The sequence below is a fragment of the Microbacterium sp. 69-10 genome, from assembly GCF_001897945.1.
Taxonomy (GTDB): domain Bacteria; phylum Actinomycetota; class Actinomycetes; order Actinomycetales; family Microbacteriaceae; genus Microbacterium.
This window is the reverse complement of the sequence record NZ_MKRT01000006.1, coordinates 79435-94906: the sequence shown is the minus strand read 5'-3', so window position 1 is coordinate 94906 and position 15472 is coordinate 79435. Positions and strand designations below refer to the sequence as shown.

The following is a 15472-nucleotide window of genomic DNA, read 5'->3' as shown; positions in this document are numbered from 1 at the left end:
CCGCCGAGGCGCTGCAGTGGGTCGTGAAGGAGATGGACATGCGGTACGACGACCTCGCGTCGTTCGGGTTCCGCCACATCGACGACTTCAACCGCGCGGTCCGCGCCGGCGAGGTCGAGGTCCCCGTCGGCAGTGAGCGCGTGCTCAAGCCGTACCCGTATCTGCTGGTGGTCGTCGACGAGCTCGCCGACCTGATGATGGTCGCCCCGCGCGACGTCGAGGATTCGATCGTGCGCATCACCCAGCTGGCGCGCGCCTCCGGAATCCACCTCGTGCTCGCCACGCAGCGACCCAGCGTCGACGTCGTCACCGGCCTCATCAAGGCCAACGTGCCCTCGCGTCTGGCCTTCGCCGTCACCAGCGTCACCGACAGTCGCGTCATCCTGGACGCCCCGGGTGCCGACAAGCTCATCGGACAGGGCGACGCCCTGTTCTCGCCGATGGGCTCCTCCAAGCCGTTCCGGCTGCAGGGCGCCTGGGTGGACGAGGCCGAGATCGCGACGGTCGTCAAGCACGTCACGCAGCAGGCCCGCCCCGAGTACCGCGCGGACGTGCAGGAGGCTGCGGCCACGAAGAAGGAGGTCGACGAGGACATCGGCGACGACCTCGAACTGCTGCTGGCCGCAGCGGAGCTGATCGTGTCCTCGCAGTTCGGCTCGACCTCGATGCTGCAGCGCAAGCTGCGCGTCGGCTTCGCCAAGGCCGGCCGCCTGATGGACCTGCTGGAGTCCCGCGAGATCGTCGGCCCGTCCGAGGGCTCCAAGGCCCGTGACGTGCTCGTCACCAACGAGCAGCTGCCCGCGGTGCTGGCCAAGCTCCGCGGCGACACGCCGTCCGCACCCGCGCCGGCAGCACCCGCTCCTGCTCCCGCGGCCGCGCCGGCCGAGCACGACATGTACGCGCAGGACCCGGTCGAGCAGCAGTTCCGGGACCTCCCTGTCGTCGAGAGCGAGGACGACGGCGACGAGGACGCCTGGGGCCTGACGGGCCGCGACTGATGGCGATCCCCCGGCAGCTGCCCAACGCGATCACGATCGCCCGCATCCCGCTGGCGGTCGTGTTCTTCGTGCTCCTGCTCCTGGCGGGCACGTTCGGTGGGGACAGCCTCACGATGCGCTGGGTCGCCGGCGCGCTGTTCGTGCTTGCCATCTCGACGGACTGGGTGGACGGCTACCTCGCCCGCAGATTCGACATCGTCAGCGACTTCGGCAAGCTGTGGGATCCGATCGCCGACAAGCTCCTCACCGGCGCGGGGTTCCTGGGTCTGGCGATCCTCGGCGAGGTGCAGTGGTGGATCGTGATCCTCATCCTGATCCGGGAGTGGGGGATCACCGTCCACCGCTTCACGATCGTGCACGAGCACGTCGTCGCCGCGGCCTGGATGGGCAAGATCAAGACCGTCGTCCAGGCTGTCGCGCTCAGCTGGGCTCTGCTGCCGCTGCACGTCTGGATCGGGATGCCGGTCTGGACGATCACGACCCTCGTGCTCATGATCGCGGCGCTCGTGCTCACGGTCGCGAGCGGCATCGACTACGTCGTCGCGCAGGTGCGCGGGCGCCAGGACCGGGCATGAGCGACGCCGCGCTTCTCGTCGCAGCCCTTCGCGAGCGCGGCTGGACGCTGGGCGTCGCGGAGTCGCTGACCGGGGGAGCGGTCGCCGCCGAGATCGTGTCGGTTCCCGGGGCATCCGCTGCGCTCTGGGGAGCGGTGGTCGCCTACGCGACACCCGTCAAGCACACGCTGCTCGGTGTGGATGCCTGCCTGCTCGCCGCGCACGGCCCGGTCCACCCCGATGTCGCCGCGCAGATGGCCGAGGGCGTGCGCCACGCGGTGGCGGTCGACGGCAGGCCTGCGGACGTCGGCATCTCGACCACGGGCATCGCAGGCCCGGACTCGCCCGACGGGCAGCCTGTCGGGACCGTGCACGTCGGCGTGGCCACGCCGGACGGAACGCGTTCCGGGTCCCACCTCTTCGCAGGATCGCGCGCGGAGATCCGCCTGCAGGCGCGGGACGCCGCGATCGCGCTGGCGTTGCGCGCCCTGCGGGAATAGCGGATGCCGAACGCGGGTTGTCCCTGATGTGCTCAGCAATCGACACACCGTCAGACCCGCATCATCCCTCACAACAGAACCACAGCGAGAAACAGTAGATTCAGCGTCATCCAGTCGGGTTAGACTGGCCATCCACTCGGGGACTCCGAGGGGGATCGTGGAGAGGAGGTTCCGATGATCCTTGTCAGACAGGAGATCGGCGATGTGCTGCGGGACTTCCGCCTGCAGAAGGGGCGCACCCTCCGACAGGTGGCGAGCAAGGCATCGGTCGCGCTCGGTTACCTGAGCGAGGTCGAGCGCGGTCAGAAGGAGGCCTCCAGCGAGATCCTCGCCTCGGTCGCCGACGCACTCGACGTTCCCATCTCGACGATCATGCGCGAGGTCGGTGACCGCATCTCGGTCCTCGAGGGCCTGAGCAGCTTCCCGGACGTCGTGCCGGACGACCTGGTCGCCTCGGTCGAGCCCGAGCTCTCGCTGCACTGATCGGCGAGAGGCACGGATGCGACGCAGTGAATTCCTGCGCGCTGTCGACGACGAGTTCGGCGGGCGCGCGACGGCTCTCACGCACGACCTGATCCTCAGCGGGCTCGGCAGGACGGCGCTGGAGGCGCTGGACGCGGGCGTCCCGCCGCGGGACATCTGGCTCGCGCTGTGCGAGGAGGCCGACGTGCCCGCCGAGCGTCGCTACGGCGTGGGCCGGCTGGAGCCGCGACGGCGCTGAGTCGTGAGGACTGAGCGCGAGCGGCGATCGAAAGTCGGGTGCGACCGTGCGGCGTGTCGTCGAAGATGTGTTCGAGATGCGCGTATCGTTCTGCACAAGTGGTCCTGGTGTGATCTTCATCCACAGAAGGCGGCTCTCCCGACTCGATGTCGGAGGCCCCCTCTAGCGTGATGGATGTGGCACCAGCCATACGCCTTGTCGCAGAGTCGATCCATCCCGGAGAGGCCGCGACAGCCTACAGGCGGCAGCATTCGAGACACTGAGGAGCACGTCATGCCATCCACCGACGACCGCGAGAAGGCACTGGATTCCGCACTCGCGCACATCGAGCGTCAGTTCGGCAAGGGATCGATCATGCGACTGGGCAGCGACGAGCGCGCCCCCGTCGAGGTCATCTCCACCGGCTCGATCGCCCTGGACTCCGCACTCGGCATCGGCGGGCTTCCGCGCGGCCGCATCATCGAGATCTACGGCCCCGAGTCCTCCGGTAAGACCACGCTCACGCTGCACGCCATCGCCAACGCCCAGCGCGCCGGCGGCATCGCCGCGTTCATCGACGCGGAGCACGCACTCGACCCCGAGTACGCCCGCAAGCTCGGCGTCGACATCGACCAGCTGCTGGTCTCCCAGCCCGACACGGGTGAGCAGGCACTGGAGATCGCCGACATGCTGATCCGCTCCGGTGCGATCGACCTGGTCGTGATCGACTCCGTCGCCGCCCTCGTCCCCGAGGCCGAGATCAAGGGTGAGATGGGCGACTCGCACGTCGGCCTCCAGGCTCGACTGATGTCGCAGGCCCTCCGAAAGCTGACCGGTGGACTGAACCAGACCAAGACCACGGCCATCTTCATCAACCAGCTGCGTGAGAAGATCGGCGTCTTCTTCGGCTCGCCCGAGACCACCGCGGGTGGTAAGGCGCTGAAGTTCTACGCGTCCGTGCGTCTGGACATCCGTCGCATCGAGACCCTCAAGGACGGCGCCGAGGCGGTCGGCAACCGCACCCGCGTCAAGGTCGTCAAGAACAAGATGGCTCCGCCCTTCAAGCAGGCCGAGTTCGACATCCTGTACGGCATCGGCATCTCCCGCGAGGGCAGCCTGATCGACTTCGGCGTCGAGCACGGCATCGTCAAGAAGTCCGGTTCCTGGTACACCTACGACGGCGACCAGCTCGGCCAGGGCAAGGAGAACGCCCGCAACTTCCTGATCAAGAACGAGGACATCGCCGTAGCGATCGAGACGCAGATCAAGCAGAAGCTGGGCATCGGCGTGAAGGCCACGACCGAGGCTCCGGCTGACGAGCTCGCCGAGCGTCGTCCGGCCTGATCATGGGGCACACGAACGGGGGCGAGGAGCATCTCGCCCCCGTCATCCCGCTCTTCGGGGGCGCGCGATCGAAGGCGGGCGTGCCGCCGCGCCGAGATCCCGAGTCCGGGTCCGACAGCGTGCCGCGGCGCACGGGCGAAGAGGGTCTCTGGCGCTCCGCGCTGATCGACGGCCCGCGACGCAGGTCCGACTTCCCTGCGGGGCACTCGGATGCCGAAGCGGAGGCGGATCCCGACGCCGCGGAGGCGCCCGTCGACCCCGAGGAGCTGCGCCGCCGTGCCGAGGAGGTGCTGGTGCGCCGGCTCCGCGGCAAGCAGCTTTCGGTGTCGGAGGCGCGCGCCGTGCTCCGCGAGAACGATGTCGATCGGGACACGATCGAGGACATCCTCGACGAGTTCCAGCACCGCGGCTATCTCGACGATCGCACCCTCGCACAGCTGCTGGTGACCTCCGGCGTCGAGCGCAAGGGCCAGGGCAGGATCGCGCTGTCCCGAGCGCTGTCGCAGCGCGGTATCCCGCGGGATGTGGTCGAGGAGGCGCTCGAGGAGCTTCCCGATGACGATGCAGAGCGCGCCCTCGAGTTCGCGCGCAGCAAGGCATCGGGGATGTCACGACTCGAGCCCGACACGGCGCTGCGCCGCCTGCTCGGTCAGCTCGCCAGGCGCGGCTACGGCGGCTCCGTCGCGATGAACGCCGCGCGCACGGCGCTGCGCGAGGCAGGGAGCAGCCGCAGCGGCGTGCGGTTCGTCGACTCCGACTGACTGGTGCGCCGACGGTGCTCGGACCCGGCTGTCGGCGGCGACGCCGCACCTCGCGGCGGATCGTAGAATGGCTGGATCATGTCTCTTCTCTCCTCCGAACCGACGATCATCGCGCCCTCCTCGGCCGCGATCGACGCCGACGGTCGCCACCGCTCCTATGAGGTCCGCACCTTCGGCTGCCAGATGAACGTGCACGATTCCGAGCGCCTCTCGGGCTCGCTGGAGAGCGCAGGGTACGTGCCGGTCGCCGAGGGCGAGGACGCCGACATCGTCATCATCAACACCTGCGCCGTGCGCGACAACGCCGCGGGCAAGCTCTACGGCATGCTCGGGCACCTCAAGTCCCGCAAGGACAAGCACGAGGGCATGCAGATCGCCGTCGGCGGATGCCTGGCGCAGATGGACCAGCAGGCCGTGCTCGACAAGGCTCCCTGGGTCGATGTGGTCTTCGGCACGCACAACATGGGCTCCCTCCCCGGGCTGCTCGAGCGCGCCCGCCACAACGGCGACGCGGAGCTGGAGATCCTCGAATCGCTCGAGGTGTTCCCCTCGACGCTCCCGACCAAGCGCGACTCCGCGCACAGCGGGTGGGTGTCCATCTCGGTCGGCTGCAACAACACCTGCACCTTCTGCATCGTGCCGAGCCTGCGCGGCAAGGAGAAGGATCGCCGCCCCGGCGACATCCTCAGCGAGATCCGCCTCCTCGTCGAGGACGGCGCGATCGAGGTCACGCTGCTCGGCCAGAACGTGAACTCCTACGGCGTCGAGTTCGGCGACCGTCAGGCGTTCAGCAAGCTGCTCCGTGCCGCGGGCGAGATCGAGGGACTGGAGCGCATCCGCTTCACGAGCCCCCACCCGGCCGCCTTCACCGACGACGTCATCGCCGCCATGGCCGAGACGCCCAACGTCATGCCCCAGCTGCACATGCCGCTGCAGTCCGGCAGCGACCGGATCCTCAAGGCCATGCGGCGCTCGTACCGCAGCTCGAAGTACCTGGGCATCCTCGACCGCGTGCGCGAGCGCATCCCGAACGCGGCGATCACCACCGACATCATCGTCGGCTTCCCCGGCGAGACCGAGGAGGACTTCCAGGAGACCATGCGCGTCGTCGAGCAGTCGCGCTTCTCCGGTGCCTTCACCTTCCAGTACTCGATCCGCGAGGGCACGCCCGCTGCGACCATGGCCGACCAGGTGCCCAAGGAGGTCGTGCAGGAGCGCTACGACCGTCTGATCGCCCTTCAGGAGCGCATCTCGCTGGAGGAGAACCAGAAGCAGGTCGGCCGCGAGGTCGAGGTGCTGGTGTCTGTCGGCGAGGGCAAGAAGGACGCCGAGACCCACCGCCTGACGGGGCGCGCCGAGGACAACCGTCTGGTGCACTTCGAGGTCACGCCCGGCTCGGACCTGCCCCGTCCGGGTGACGTGGTGACGGTCACGATCACCCACGGCGCACCGTTCCACCTGCTCGCTGACGATCCGACCGGAGCTCCGCTGCGCATCCGACGCACCCGTGGCGGCGACGCCTGGGACCGTGCGCAGGCCGCGAGCTGCGGCGTGCCCGCACCCGCTGGGCAGGCGGCGGGAGCACCGCGCGCCGTCTCCCTCGGACTTCCGACCCTGCGCGTCGGGGTGTGACCGGCATCCTCTCGTCGCGTTCGCTCGCAGATCCGCACACGTCCGCAGGCCTCGAGCCCGTCGACTGCGGAGTCGTGCAGAACTGCGGAGTCGCGCGGCGTCCTGAGGGAGGATCAGAATGACCGCGCGGATCTGGGCGGTCGTGGGCGCCACGGGGACGGGGAAGAGCGAACTCGCCCTCCAGCTCGCCGAGGCCCTGCGCGCGCGCGGCAACCCGGCGGAGATCGTCAACGCGGATGCCATGCAGCTGTATCGCGGCATGGACATCGGCACGGCCAAGCTCTCGCCTCCCGAGCGCCGCGGCATCCCGCATCACCTGTTCGATGTCCGCGAGGTGACAGAGGAGGCCGCGGTCGCCTGGTATCAGCCGCTCGCACGCGCGGCGATCCAGGCGATCCACGAGCGCGATGGCGACGCGATCCTCGTCGGCGGCTCCGGACTGTACGTATCGAGCGTCGTCTTCGATTTCCGCTTCCCGCCGAGGGACGAAGCAGTGCGTGCGCGACTCGAGGCCGAGCTCGACGAGAGCGGCGCGGGCGCGCTGTTCGCGCGGCTGCAGCAGCAGGACCCCGTGACGGCGGAGCGGATCGACCCGAAGAACGGCCGTCGCATCGTGCGGGCACTCGAGGTGCTCGAGCAGGGCGGGGCGACGCACGGCGCCGCTCTCCCCGAGAAGCCGGAGCTGTGGCATCCGGAGACGCGCATCCTGGGCATGCACACGGAACGCGAGACCCTCGTCGAGCGACTCGACCGACGCGTCGAGCGGATGTGGGCCGACGGAATGCTCGACGAGGTCGCGGCGCTCCGGCGAGCCGGCCTGGAGCGGGGCGTCACCGCCTCCCGCGCCATCGGCTACGCGCAGGCTCTCGCCCAGCTGCGCGGCGACATCACGGAGCAGCAGGCCATCGCGGAGACCCAGGCGCTCACGCGTCGATACGCCCGACGCCAGGTGTCGTGGTTCAAGCGCTATCCGCGGATCGAGTGGCTCGACGCCGGCACAGCGGATCCGGCGGGGCTCATCGACGCCTGACGGCATTGTGAGTGTCGGTGACCCCCGTCACGATGGAGGGATGACCACCCACTACTACACCGCCTCCAGCCTGGACGGATTCATCGCCACCGCCGACCATTCACTGGACTGGCTCCTGCGACAGGACATCGACGAGGACGGCCCGATGGCGTACTCGGGATTCCGCGAAGGTCTCGGCGCGATGGCGATGGGTGCGCACACCTACGAATGGATCATGCGGCACGACGAGGGCGGCTGGACCTACACGCTGCCGACCTGGGTGTTCACCCACCGTTCCCTCGACGTGCCGGACGGTGCCGACATCCGGCTCACCCAGGAGGACGTCCGCACGGTGCACGGCGAGATGGTGGCGGCCGCCGGCGACAAGGACATCTGGATCGTCGGCGGGGGAGAGCTGGTCGGCCGGTTCGCGGATGCCGGACTGATCGACGAGCTGTGGATCCAGTACGCGCCGGTCACGCTCGGCGCAGGGGCTCCTGTGCTCCCGCGCGCCCTCGACCTCGAGCTGATCGACGTGGCGCGCAACCGGAACTTCCTGTGCGGTCGGTACCGTGTGACGGGTACCCTCGACGACGCGCAGGATGGAGCACAGGCATGACCGTGGAGATCAGGACCTTCGACCCGGCCGAGACCGACGACGTCGTCGCGCTGTGGGATGAGGCGGGCCTCACGCGCCCGTGGAACGACCCTCGCGCCGACATCGAGCGGATGCGGGCGGTCTGGCCCGACCTGCTCATCGTCGCCGTCGACGGCGACCGGATCGTAGGCACTGTGATGGCCGGATACGACGGGCACCGGGGATGGATCTACTACCTGGCCAGCGCCGCCGACCGGCGCGGTGAGGGCATCGGACGCATGCTGGTGGGAGCGGCCGAGCGCCGGCTGCTCGCGCTCGGCTGCCCGAAGGTGCAGCGCATGGGGCGGCCGGGGAACGAGATCGTCTTCGCGTTCTACGATCAGGTCGGCTACGAGCGTTTCGATGTCGGCATGACGGGCAAGCGGCTGATCGTGGACAGCCCGACCGGGGCCTCCGTCTGAGCGCCGGCATGTGCGCCGCTCTCTAGACTGTTGGCATGGTCGCATTCACCAAGGGACACGGCACCGGCAACGACTTCGTCATCATCGAGGACGTCGACGGCGCCCTGGAGCTGACACCGAGCCAGGTGCAGGCGCTCTGCGACCGGAACTTCGGCGTCGGCGCGGACGGCGTGCTCCGTGTGGTGCGGTCGTCGGCGATCTCCGACGGCGCTGCCGCGCTGGCCGAGGAACCTGCGGCAGAGTGGTTCATGGACTACCGCAACGCCGACGGCTCGATCGCCGAGATGTGCGGCAACGGCATCCGCGTCTTCGCTCACTATCTGCTCCGTTCCGGTCTGGCCGAGCTCGAGCCGGGCTCGACGCTGCCGATCGGCACGCGCGCCGGTGTGCGCGACGTGATGCGCTCCGAGAACGGCTATCAGGTCGACCTCGGCCGCTGGCGGCTGGCCGGCGGCGAGCCCCTGGCGCGCGCTGCGGGACTGTCCGTCGCGCGGCCCGGTCTCGGCATCGATGTCGGCAATCCGCATGTGGTGGTCGCGCTGGCATCCGACGAGGAGCTCGAGGGACTCGACCTCAACCCCACGCCGGTGCTGGAGCCCGCCCCGCCCGCGGGCGCGAACGTCGAGTTCGTCGTGCCCGGGGAGCCCCTCGTGCGGGATGGAGTCGGCCAGGTGCGGATGCGGGTGCACGAGCGCGGCGTCGGCGAGACGCTCAGCTGCGGTACGGGAGTCGCGGCCACCGCGCTGGCGGTGCGGCACTGGGCGGGCGAGCGCGCGCCGCACCAGTGGCGGGTCGAGGTGCCCGGCGGCACGCTGGGCGTGCGGATGTTCCCCGCCGAGGACGGCGAGCACGTCGCACTCTCCGGCCCGGCGCAGCTGGTCTACCGCGGCGAGATCGACCTCGTCTGAGCGAGGGCGCCGGTCACTCCGCGACGTCGATCGGAGCCGTCGGCGGTGTGCCGTGCCGTCGCACCTTGAGCACCCGGTAGCCCTTCCCGGTCGCGGCGCGGTGCACGCTGTATCCCGGGGTGAACGTCGCTGTCATCCAGCGCTGCAGGGAATCCGAACCGAGGTTGCGCTGCACGACCATCCATGCGTCGCTGTGCTCGTCCAGACGCGGGATCCAGTGCTCCAGCATCTCGTGCAGGACGCCCTTGCCGACGCGGATCGGCGGGTTCGAGCGGATCGTGCGGAACTGGACGTCATCGGGAACACCATCGGGCGTCACGGCGTTGACATTGGTGAGGCCCAGGGACTCGGCGTTGCGCCGGGTCAGGTCGAGCGCCCGCTCGTTGACGTCCACGGCCCACACGGTCGCGTGAGGGGCGGCCAGGGCCATCGTGAGCGTGATCGGCCCCCACCCGCAGCCGAGGTCGAGGAAGTCGCCCCCGGGCGGCAGGGGAGGCATGTTGGCGAACAGCACGGCCGTCCCCGCATCCAGGCGATCGGGGCTGAAGACGCCACCCGCAGTGGTGAGGTCGAGTTCCCGTCCCGCGAGGGTGACATGGATGGTGCGCAGGTTCTCTGCACTTGCCGGGGCCGCGCTGAAGTAATGGTCGGACGGCATGGAGTGAGCGTACCGGATGGCGGGGGCTAAGGTTAAGGCGCTCTGAGTGGTTGTGGCCCTGTGAGCCCCAGCACCATGCGCACGCAGGAGAAGAAGAAAAGGATCGGATGACGAAGAGCAACGACGAGAGCACTCAGACGGATGCGCTGGATCGCGTGCTGTCGCACGCGGAGCCGCGGACCGAGGCGAGAGTGTTCGGCGCCGCTCAAGCACTGCAGAACGAGGCCACGGCCGCGCACGGCGCCGCCGACGGCGAGCAGTGGGACCTCGAGGATCGGCACGCGCTGCGTCGCGTGGCCGGCCTCTCCACCGAGCTCGAGGACGTCACGGAGGTCGAGTACCGCCAGCTGCGCCTGGAGAACGTGGTGCTCGTCGGCGTGTACCCGCAGGGCGCGCAGGACGACGCGGAGAACTCTCTGCGCGAGCTCGCCGCCCTTGCGGAGACGGCCGGAGCCGCCGTGCTCGACGGGCTGCTGCAGCGCCGCCCGCATCCGGATCCCGCCACCTACCTCGGACGAGGCAAGGCGCAGGAGCTGAAGGACATCGTGGCGGCCGTCGGCGCCGACACCGTGATCGCCGACACCGAGCTCGCCGCCAGCCAGCGCCGCGCGCTGGAGGATGTCGTGAAGGTCAAGGTCATCGACCGCACCACGGTCATCCTGGACATCTTCAGCCAGCACGCCAAGAGCCGTGAGGGCAAGGCGCAGGTCGAGCTCGCACAGCTCGAGTACCTGCTTCCTCGTCTGCGCGGCTGGGGCGAGTCGATGAGCCGCCAGGCCGGTGGCCAGGTCGGCGCCGGGGGAGCGGGCATGGGCTCGCGAGGTCCCGGTGAGACCAAGATCGAGCTGGATCGCCGCCGCATCCGCACTCGCATGGCGCAGCTGCGCAAGCAGATCCGCGAGTTCGCGCCGGCGCGCGACGCCAAGCGCGCCGAGCGCAAGCGCAACACGATCCCGTCGGTCGCCATCGCCGGGTACACGAACGCCGGCAAGTCGAGTCTGCTGAACGCTCTCACCAGCGCCGGCGTACTGGTCGAGAACGCGCTGTTCGCGACCCTGGACGCCACCGTGCGTCGCGCCGAGACCCACGACGGACGCATCTACACGCTCACCGACACGGTCGGCTTCGTGCGCAACCTGCCGCATCAGCTCGTCGAGGCGTTCCGCTCCACGCTCGAAGAGGTCGGACAGGCCGACCTGATCGTGCACGTCGTGGACGGTTCGCATCCGGATCCCTCCGCCCAGCTGCAGACGGTGCGCGACGTGATGGGCGACGTCGGCGCCCGCAGCATCCCCGAGATCGTCGTGTTCAACAAGGCCGACCTGGTCGACGAGGACGAGCGTCTCGTGCTGCGCGGGTTGGCACCCGACGCGCACTTCGTCTCCTCGCGCACGGGCGAGGGCATCGACGAGCTGCGCGAGGCGATCGAGCGGATGCTGCCGATGCCGGCCGTCGAGGTGCGCGCGCTCGTGCCGTACGACCGCGGCGACCTCGTCTCGGCGGTGCACGAGACCGGAGTGCTGATCTCGGCTGAGCACGAGGAGGCGGGCACCATGGTGCACGCGCACGTGTCGGAGCGGCTTGCGGCCGAGCTCGCGCCCTACGCGGTGAGCTGAGCCGGACGCCCGGGGAACCGTCAGGCGGCCTGGAAGCGCGCCTCGACGGTTGCCGAGACGATGATGTCCTCCGCTTCGTAGACCATGCCGGAGGAGCCGGCCGAGTCCATCGCGAAGGCGGCGCTGCGCATGAGCATCTTGGGCTGAGGGGCGGACTCCTGGCGGGAGATCAGACCCAGGTCGGCGACTTCGAGAGGCACGACGGAGCCCAGTCCGAGGGCGGCGGCGTACGCCTCGGCACGGGCGACGGCCACCGACACGGCGCCAGCGGCGACATCCCGTTCCAGCCGCGTCCGCGTCTCCGGGGTGAGCTGCCAGTCCACGATGCCGACTTCGACGCCGTCGCGCAGGGACACGTCGGAGACCCACAGCGAGAGCTCGGAGGGATCCGGGAAGGTGGCGGTGAACGCGATCGTGGCATGGTAGACCGGCGCGAGCTGGCGGCCGTCCGCGTTCCACGGACGCTCGGCGTGCACGGTCATCCGGGTGCTCGACCACTCCACGACCGTCTCCGCGTCCTTGCGGTCGACGATGCTCTGCCGCACGGGTTCGGCCAGCCGGGTGACCTCGTCGACCGCGGCGACGCGCTGCGGCCCCTCGGCGCGGATGTTCAGATGGACGGTGGCGCGCTCGGGCGCGATGCGCAGCTCGTGCTCGCCGCGGACGGTGATGATGACGTCGCTCATGAGTGCGACTGTACGTCACGCGATCGGCTTCGGCGGCGCGGAATGGCACGAGGGGCGGATACGTTGTAGTCTTTGGTGCTCGGGTGCGACAGCATCCGACTGGTAATTCCACAGAGTGACAGCGGCTCCTTCGCAAGAAGGCCCACGGGGCTGATCGGTTTCGACGGCGTCTGGGTATCGACGGGAAGCGGGCCGAGGATGCAGGGTTATCTCGTGAACGCCCCCTGCGAAAAAATAGTTGCCAATGCAAAGCGCAACGACTTCGCCCTCGCTGCCTAAGCGAGCCCGATAGTCCGTCAGACCGTATGTGATCCCGATACGGACCCTGGCGTCATCTAGGGATCTTGCTGCGTGACGGCGTCTGGACGTCACGTGGGACTCTTCCCAGACTGGGCTCGTCGACTTAGGTGTCTGTGACAAAGGTCGGAGCCGAGCAGAACGCTTTCACAGACTGCGCCCGGAGAAGACGTGGATGATCAGCGTCGGACGGGGGTTCGATTCCCCCCAGCTCCACCAAGCCGTTGTCACGTGAAGAACCCCCGCCCTCCTGATTCTCGTCTGGAGGACGGGGGTTCTTCATTGTCGGTGCGACGTCCTCAGCCCTTCTTCGGCTTCGACGGGGGAGTCGCCGGTGTCGCGCGAGACACCGTGGGGGTCGTGAGGACGGCATCCGAGGTCACGGAAGTCCCGTACGCGTTCGTGGCCGTCACGGTCACCGTGTAGGACACACCGTTGCGCAGGCCGTTCAGCGTCGCGGTGAGCGCGATGGTCTGCACGGACACGGGAGTCGCCTGCTTGGACTTGCTCTTGTCGACGATCGGCGTCGCCGTGACGGTGTAGGCCGTGATCCGTGAGTGGCCGTCGGAGGCCGGAGCCTGCCAGGATGCTGCGGCCGTGGCGTCGCCTGAGGTCACCTGAAGGTCCTGCGGAGCTGCAGGGGCAGTCGGCTTCGCCTGCTGGAAGGCGACGCGGTCCACGGTCCAGAACGCGCTGTTGGTTCCCGTGTAGCGGAAGCGGAACTGCGCCTGCTGCGCGCCCTGCGGCACCGCGAACTCGAGGCGTTCGTTCGCGTTGGTGTTCTTCGCGTAGTTCTTCAGCGACACCGGCTCGGCGCCATCGGACCGCTTCGTGAGGCCGCACGAGGCGTCACTCGCGTGTGGGACGACAGCGCGCCGTGATCAGTCTCGCGGCTGGAGCCCGCCCAGTGCCACCGCGAGGATCTCGCCCGCCAGAAGCTCCGGGTCGACAGGACCGTCGGGCCGGTACCACTCCACGACCGAGTTGATCATGCCGAAGATCAGGCGCGTCGCGACGCCGGCATCCAGGTCGCCGCGCACGATGCCCTCGGACTGCGCCTCGCGGACCAGGCCTGTCACAGTGTGATCGAACCGGCGCCGCCGGGCCAGAGCGGCCGTCTCGATCTCGCTGTTGCCTCGCAGTCGCAGCAGCAGCGTGACCTGAGGCTGACGCTCCGTGAGCACCCGCACGGCGCCCTCGATGATGGCCGTCAACCGGGAGCCGGCCGTGGGCTGCCGAAGTGCATCCTCAAGCGCCTTCTCGAGGCCGCCCAGCGCGTCCTCCAGTGCGATCTGGAGGATCTGCTCCTTCGATTCGACGTGGTGGTACAGCGCCGACTTGGTCAGGCCGAGGCGACCCGTCAGGTCGGAGACCGATGTGGCGTCGTACCCCTGCTCGTTGAAGAGCTCGACTCCGGCGCGGATGATGTCGGCGCGATCATGACCCGGCCGTCCGCGCCGGGCAGTCCTCGTGCTGGTCGTCACGGTGTCATCCTCGGCATGATTCCCAATCTATCGCCGTCGCGCGCATCGGACCGGCACGGGAACGGGTCGCAACCGGACTAAGCTGGAGTGGTTATCCGAAGATCGGGAGGGTTCGACGTGGTCGACTTCATCGTGTTCATGGTCCTGTTCCTCGGCGGGTTCTACCTGTTCGGGCTCGCGTGGGAGCTGCCGACCGCGCAGGGCGTGGTCTTCTCCGCGGGAATCCTCCTCGTCAGCCTCGCCCTCGCATACGTCATGCGGCAGCGCGGCTCCGCGACCCGTCGCGCCGACAACTGGAACCAGCGCGGCGACAAGTGATCGCCGTCGACGGCTGCAGCGCCGTCGACGGCTGCAGCGCCGTCGATCCGCAGACGCCGAGAGGGCGCCGCTGATGCAGCGGCGCCCTCTCTCTGTGTCCAGTGGTCACTTCTCGCCCCAGTCGACGAGCAGCAGTCCCTGCTTCGTGTCGGCGAACCTCACCCACCCGTCGCCGAACTCGTAGGTCATGCCGAACCCGTCGTCGTCCTTGGCGATCGCGTAGGCGGGATCCTCGGTGATGTACGTCTTGCCGTTCGAGGTCGAGCGCAGCCAGCCCTCCGAGATCAGGCTCGCCTGGGCCGTGCGGGAGTTCTCGGCGCTGATGGGGCCCCACGCGTACATCTGGCCGTGGTCGGATGCCGTCGAGTAGTCGGCCCAGAGGCACTCGAGTCCGCCTTCGACGAGGACGTCACCGATGCGGAACTCGCGCTCCTCGAAGGTCCAGCCCTGGGACTTCAGCGCCTCGACGGTGCCCTTGGTGATCATGGTCTCGCAGGTCGGCCGGTCGGCGGGCGCGGTCGTGGCGGGCTTGTCGGCGGGAGCGGTCTCCACCTCGGCCTTCGGCGTGGCCGGAGGCTTCGAAGCGGTCGAGGTGGGGGTCTTGTCGACCGGCGTGCTGGGGCCGCTGCACGCGGCGAGGGACAGCGTTGCCAGCAGGGCGCCGGCAGCGAGGGGGAATCGGGTTTTCATGTGATCCGTGGGGGAGGGGTGCATGTCGCGCTCAGGCGCGCGGCGCGTCGCGGAACAGGGAGAGGAACGAGTCGTGCAGGATGCCGTTGGTCGCCAGAGCGGACAGTGCGGAGAGGGTCTCTGTGCCGTCGAACGCCGTCATCCGCCCACCGGCCTCGCGAACGATCGGAACCGCCGCGGCGATGTCGTACTCCTTGACATCGAACTCGGCGACCATGTCGATGCGTCCCTCGGCCAGCAGCATGTAGCTGAAGATGT

19 protein-coding genes, 1 other RNA gene and 1 pseudogene (1 of these 21 cut by a window edge) are annotated in these 15472 nt (G+C 69.2%); 15 read left to right on the top strand and 6 right to left on the bottom strand.

The features are described 5' to 3' along the window. The 12 genes from BGN97_RS02515 to dapF all read left to right on the top strand — a co-directional run. A partial coding sequence (locus tag BGN97_RS02515) for an FtsK/SpoIIIE domain-containing protein (RefSeq protein ID WP_292697747.1) occupies window positions 1-998 on the top strand: 998 nt, incomplete at its 5' end. Beyond that, a complete protein-coding gene (pgsA, locus tag BGN97_RS02510) occupies window positions 998-1573 on the top strand; it encodes a CDP-diacylglycerol--glycerol-3-phosphate 3-phosphatidyltransferase (RefSeq protein ID WP_292697745.1) in 576 nt (191 codons plus the stop codon). The genes BGN97_RS02515 and pgsA, both read left to right, overlap by 1 nt. Beyond that, window positions 1570-2052: a nicotinamide-nucleotide amidohydrolase family protein gene (locus BGN97_RS02505; protein ID WP_292697743.1), complete on the top strand. Its 483-nt coding sequence runs from the start codon at window positions 1570-1572 to the stop codon at window positions 2050-2052. Before pgsA ends, BGN97_RS02505 begins: the two co-directional genes overlap by 4 nt. 174 nt (window positions 2053-2226) lie before the next feature. Next, window positions 2227-2535, top strand: a complete 309-nt coding sequence (locus BGN97_RS02500) for a helix-turn-helix transcriptional regulator (protein WP_285633026.1) — start codon at window positions 2227-2229, stop codon at window positions 2533-2535. A 16-nt stretch (window positions 2536-2551) separates the two neighbouring features. Further along, entirely contained in the window at window positions 2552-2773 is a 222-nt protein-coding gene (locus tag BGN97_RS02495) for a DUF3046 domain-containing protein (RefSeq protein WP_285633024.1), read from the top strand. A gap of 273 nt (window positions 2774-3046) precedes the next feature. Continuing rightward, complete coding sequence (gene recA / locus BGN97_RS02490; protein WP_292697739.1) at window positions 3047-4096, top strand: recombinase RecA; 1050 nt, start codon at window positions 3047-3049, stop codon at window positions 4094-4096. A gap of 2 nt (window positions 4097-4098) precedes the next feature. Next, on the top strand, window positions 4099-4857 hold the full coding sequence (locus BGN97_RS02485) for a regulatory protein RecX (protein ID WP_292697737.1): 759 nt from the start codon (window positions 4099-4101) through the stop codon (window positions 4855-4857). Window positions 4858-4935: 78 nt separating this feature from the next. Next, a complete protein-coding gene (gene miaB / locus BGN97_RS02480; protein ID WP_292697735.1) occupies window positions 4936-6489 on the top strand; it encodes a tRNA (N6-isopentenyl adenosine(37)-C2)-methylthiotransferase MiaB in 1554 nt (517 codons plus the stop codon). A gap of 118 nt (window positions 6490-6607) precedes the next feature. Next, window positions 6608-7519 carry a tRNA (adenosine(37)-N6)-dimethylallyltransferase MiaA gene (gene miaA, locus BGN97_RS02475; protein WP_292697733.1) on the top strand — a complete coding sequence of 304 codons (912 nt, stop codon included), beginning with the start codon at window positions 6608-6610 and terminating at the stop codon, window positions 7517-7519. 40 nt (window positions 7520-7559) lie between these two features. Next, window positions 7560-8117 carry a dihydrofolate reductase family protein gene (locus BGN97_RS02470; RefSeq protein ID WP_292697731.1) on the top strand — a complete coding sequence of 186 codons (558 nt, stop codon included), beginning with the start codon at window positions 7560-7562 and terminating at the stop codon, window positions 8115-8117. Then, a complete protein-coding gene (locus BGN97_RS02465; protein WP_292697729.1) occupies window positions 8114-8557 on the top strand; it encodes a GNAT family acetyltransferase in 444 nt (147 codons plus the stop codon). The genes BGN97_RS02470 and BGN97_RS02465 overlap by 4 nt, the downstream gene beginning before the upstream one ends. Before the next feature lie 35 nt (window positions 8558-8592). Then, window positions 8593-9465, top strand: a complete 873-nt coding sequence (dapF, locus tag BGN97_RS02460) for a diaminopimelate epimerase (RefSeq protein ID WP_292697727.1) — start codon at window positions 8593-8595, stop codon at window positions 9463-9465. A 13-nt stretch (window positions 9466-9478) separates the two neighbouring features. Here dapF and BGN97_RS02455 read toward each other — a convergent pair whose 3' ends face one another. Beyond that, window positions 9479-10123, bottom strand: coding sequence for a methyltransferase (locus BGN97_RS02455; RefSeq protein WP_292697725.1), 645 nt, complete (start codon window positions 10121-10123; stop codon window positions 9479-9481). 107 nt (window positions 10124-10230) lie between these two features. On the opposite strand from BGN97_RS02455, the gene hflX reads away from it, so the two are divergent. Further along, window positions 10231-11739: a GTPase HflX gene (gene hflX / locus BGN97_RS02450; protein ID WP_292697723.1), complete on the top strand. Its 1509-nt coding sequence runs from the start codon at window positions 10231-10233 to the stop codon at window positions 11737-11739. A gap of 20 nt (window positions 11740-11759) precedes the next feature. On the opposite strand, the gene BGN97_RS02445 is transcribed toward hflX, so the two are convergent. After that, entirely contained in the window at window positions 11760-12425 is a 666-nt protein-coding gene (locus BGN97_RS02445) for an SIMPL domain-containing protein (RefSeq protein ID WP_292697721.1), read from the bottom strand. A 146-nt stretch (window positions 12426-12571) separates the two neighbouring features. Between BGN97_RS02445 and ssrA the strand changes: the two genes are divergently transcribed. After that, window positions 12572-12941: a transfer-messenger RNA gene (ssrA, locus tag BGN97_RS02440) on the top strand. An 80-nt stretch (window positions 12942-13021) separates the two neighbouring features. Here ssrA and BGN97_RS02435 read toward each other — a convergent pair. Together BGN97_RS02435 and BGN97_RS02430 are read right to left on the bottom strand one after the other, a co-directional pair. Continuing rightward, window positions 13022-13528 carry a fibronectin type III domain-containing protein gene (locus BGN97_RS02435; protein WP_292697719.1) on the bottom strand — a complete coding sequence of 169 codons (507 nt, stop codon included), beginning with the start codon at window positions 13526-13528 and terminating at the stop codon, window positions 13022-13024. Window positions 13529-13603: 75 nt separating this feature from the next. Then, complete coding sequence (locus BGN97_RS02430; protein ID WP_292697717.1) at window positions 13604-14206, bottom strand: TetR/AcrR family transcriptional regulator; 603 nt, start codon at window positions 14204-14206, stop codon at window positions 13604-13606. A gap of 117 nt (window positions 14207-14323) precedes the next feature. On the opposite strand from BGN97_RS02430, the gene BGN97_RS02425 reads away from it, so the two are divergent. Beyond that, entirely contained in the window at window positions 14324-14524 is a 201-nt protein-coding gene (locus BGN97_RS02425) for a hypothetical protein (protein ID WP_292697715.1), read from the top strand. Window positions 14525-14629: 105 nt separating this feature from the next. Here BGN97_RS02425 and BGN97_RS02420 read toward each other — a convergent pair whose 3' ends face one another. Both BGN97_RS02420 and BGN97_RS02415 read right to left on the bottom strand, forming a co-directional pair. Continuing rightward, complete coding sequence (locus BGN97_RS02420) at window positions 14630-15214, bottom strand: hypothetical protein (protein ID WP_292697713.1); 585 nt, start codon at window positions 15212-15214, stop codon at window positions 14630-14632. A 31-nt stretch (window positions 15215-15245) separates the two neighbouring features. Further along, window positions 15246-15472: pseudogene (locus BGN97_RS02415) on the bottom strand (inositol monophosphatase family protein); it runs 560 nt beyond the window's last position.

What these genes read in the sequence shown, in the direction of transcription:
- pgsA (WP_292697745.1), top strand. Translation starts at nt 998, where the DNA reads ATGGCGATCCCCCGGCAGCTGCCCAACGCGATCACGATCGCCCGCATC.
- BGN97_RS02505 (WP_292697743.1), top strand. Translation starts at nt 1,570, where the DNA reads ATGAGCGACGCCGCGCTTCTCGTCGCAGCCCTTCGCGAGCGCGGCTGG.
- BGN97_RS02500 (WP_285633026.1), top strand. Translation starts at nt 2,227, where the DNA reads ATGATCCTTGTCAGACAGGAGATCGGCGATGTGCTGCGGGACTTCCGC.
- BGN97_RS02495 (WP_285633024.1), top strand. Translation starts at nt 2,552, where the DNA reads ATGCGACGCAGTGAATTCCTGCGCGCTGTCGACGACGAGTTCGGCGGG.
- recA (WP_292697739.1), top strand. Translation starts at nt 3,047, where the DNA reads ATGCCATCCACCGACGACCGCGAGAAGGCACTGGATTCCGCACTCGCG.
- BGN97_RS02485 (WP_292697737.1), top strand. Translation starts at nt 4,099, where the DNA reads ATGGGGCACACGAACGGGGGCGAGGAGCATCTCGCCCCCGTCATCCCG.
- miaB (WP_292697735.1), top strand. Translation starts at nt 4,936, where the DNA reads ATGTCTCTTCTCTCCTCCGAACCGACGATCATCGCGCCCTCCTCGGCC.
- miaA (WP_292697733.1), top strand. Translation starts at nt 6,608, where the DNA reads ATGACCGCGCGGATCTGGGCGGTCGTGGGCGCCACGGGGACGGGGAAG.
- BGN97_RS02470 (WP_292697731.1), top strand. Translation starts at nt 7,560, where the DNA reads ATGACCACCCACTACTACACCGCCTCCAGCCTGGACGGATTCATCGCC.
- BGN97_RS02465 (WP_292697729.1), top strand. Translation starts at nt 8,114, where the DNA reads ATGACCGTGGAGATCAGGACCTTCGACCCGGCCGAGACCGACGACGTC.
- dapF (WP_292697727.1), top strand. Translation starts at nt 8,593, where the DNA reads ATGGTCGCATTCACCAAGGGACACGGCACCGGCAACGACTTCGTCATC.
- BGN97_RS02455 (WP_292697725.1), bottom strand. Translation starts at nt 10,123, where the DNA reads ATGCCGTCCGACCATTACTTCAGCGCGGCCCCGGCAAGTGCAGAGAAC.
- hflX (WP_292697723.1), top strand. Translation starts at nt 10,231, where the DNA reads ATGACGAAGAGCAACGACGAGAGCACTCAGACGGATGCGCTGGATCGC.
- BGN97_RS02445 (WP_292697721.1), bottom strand. Translation starts at nt 12,425, where the DNA reads ATGAGCGACGTCATCATCACCGTCCGCGGCGAGCACGAGCTGCGCATC.
- BGN97_RS02420 (WP_292697713.1), bottom strand. Translation starts at nt 15,214, where the DNA reads ATGAAAACCCGATTCCCCCTCGCTGCCGGCGCCCTGCTGGCAACGCTG.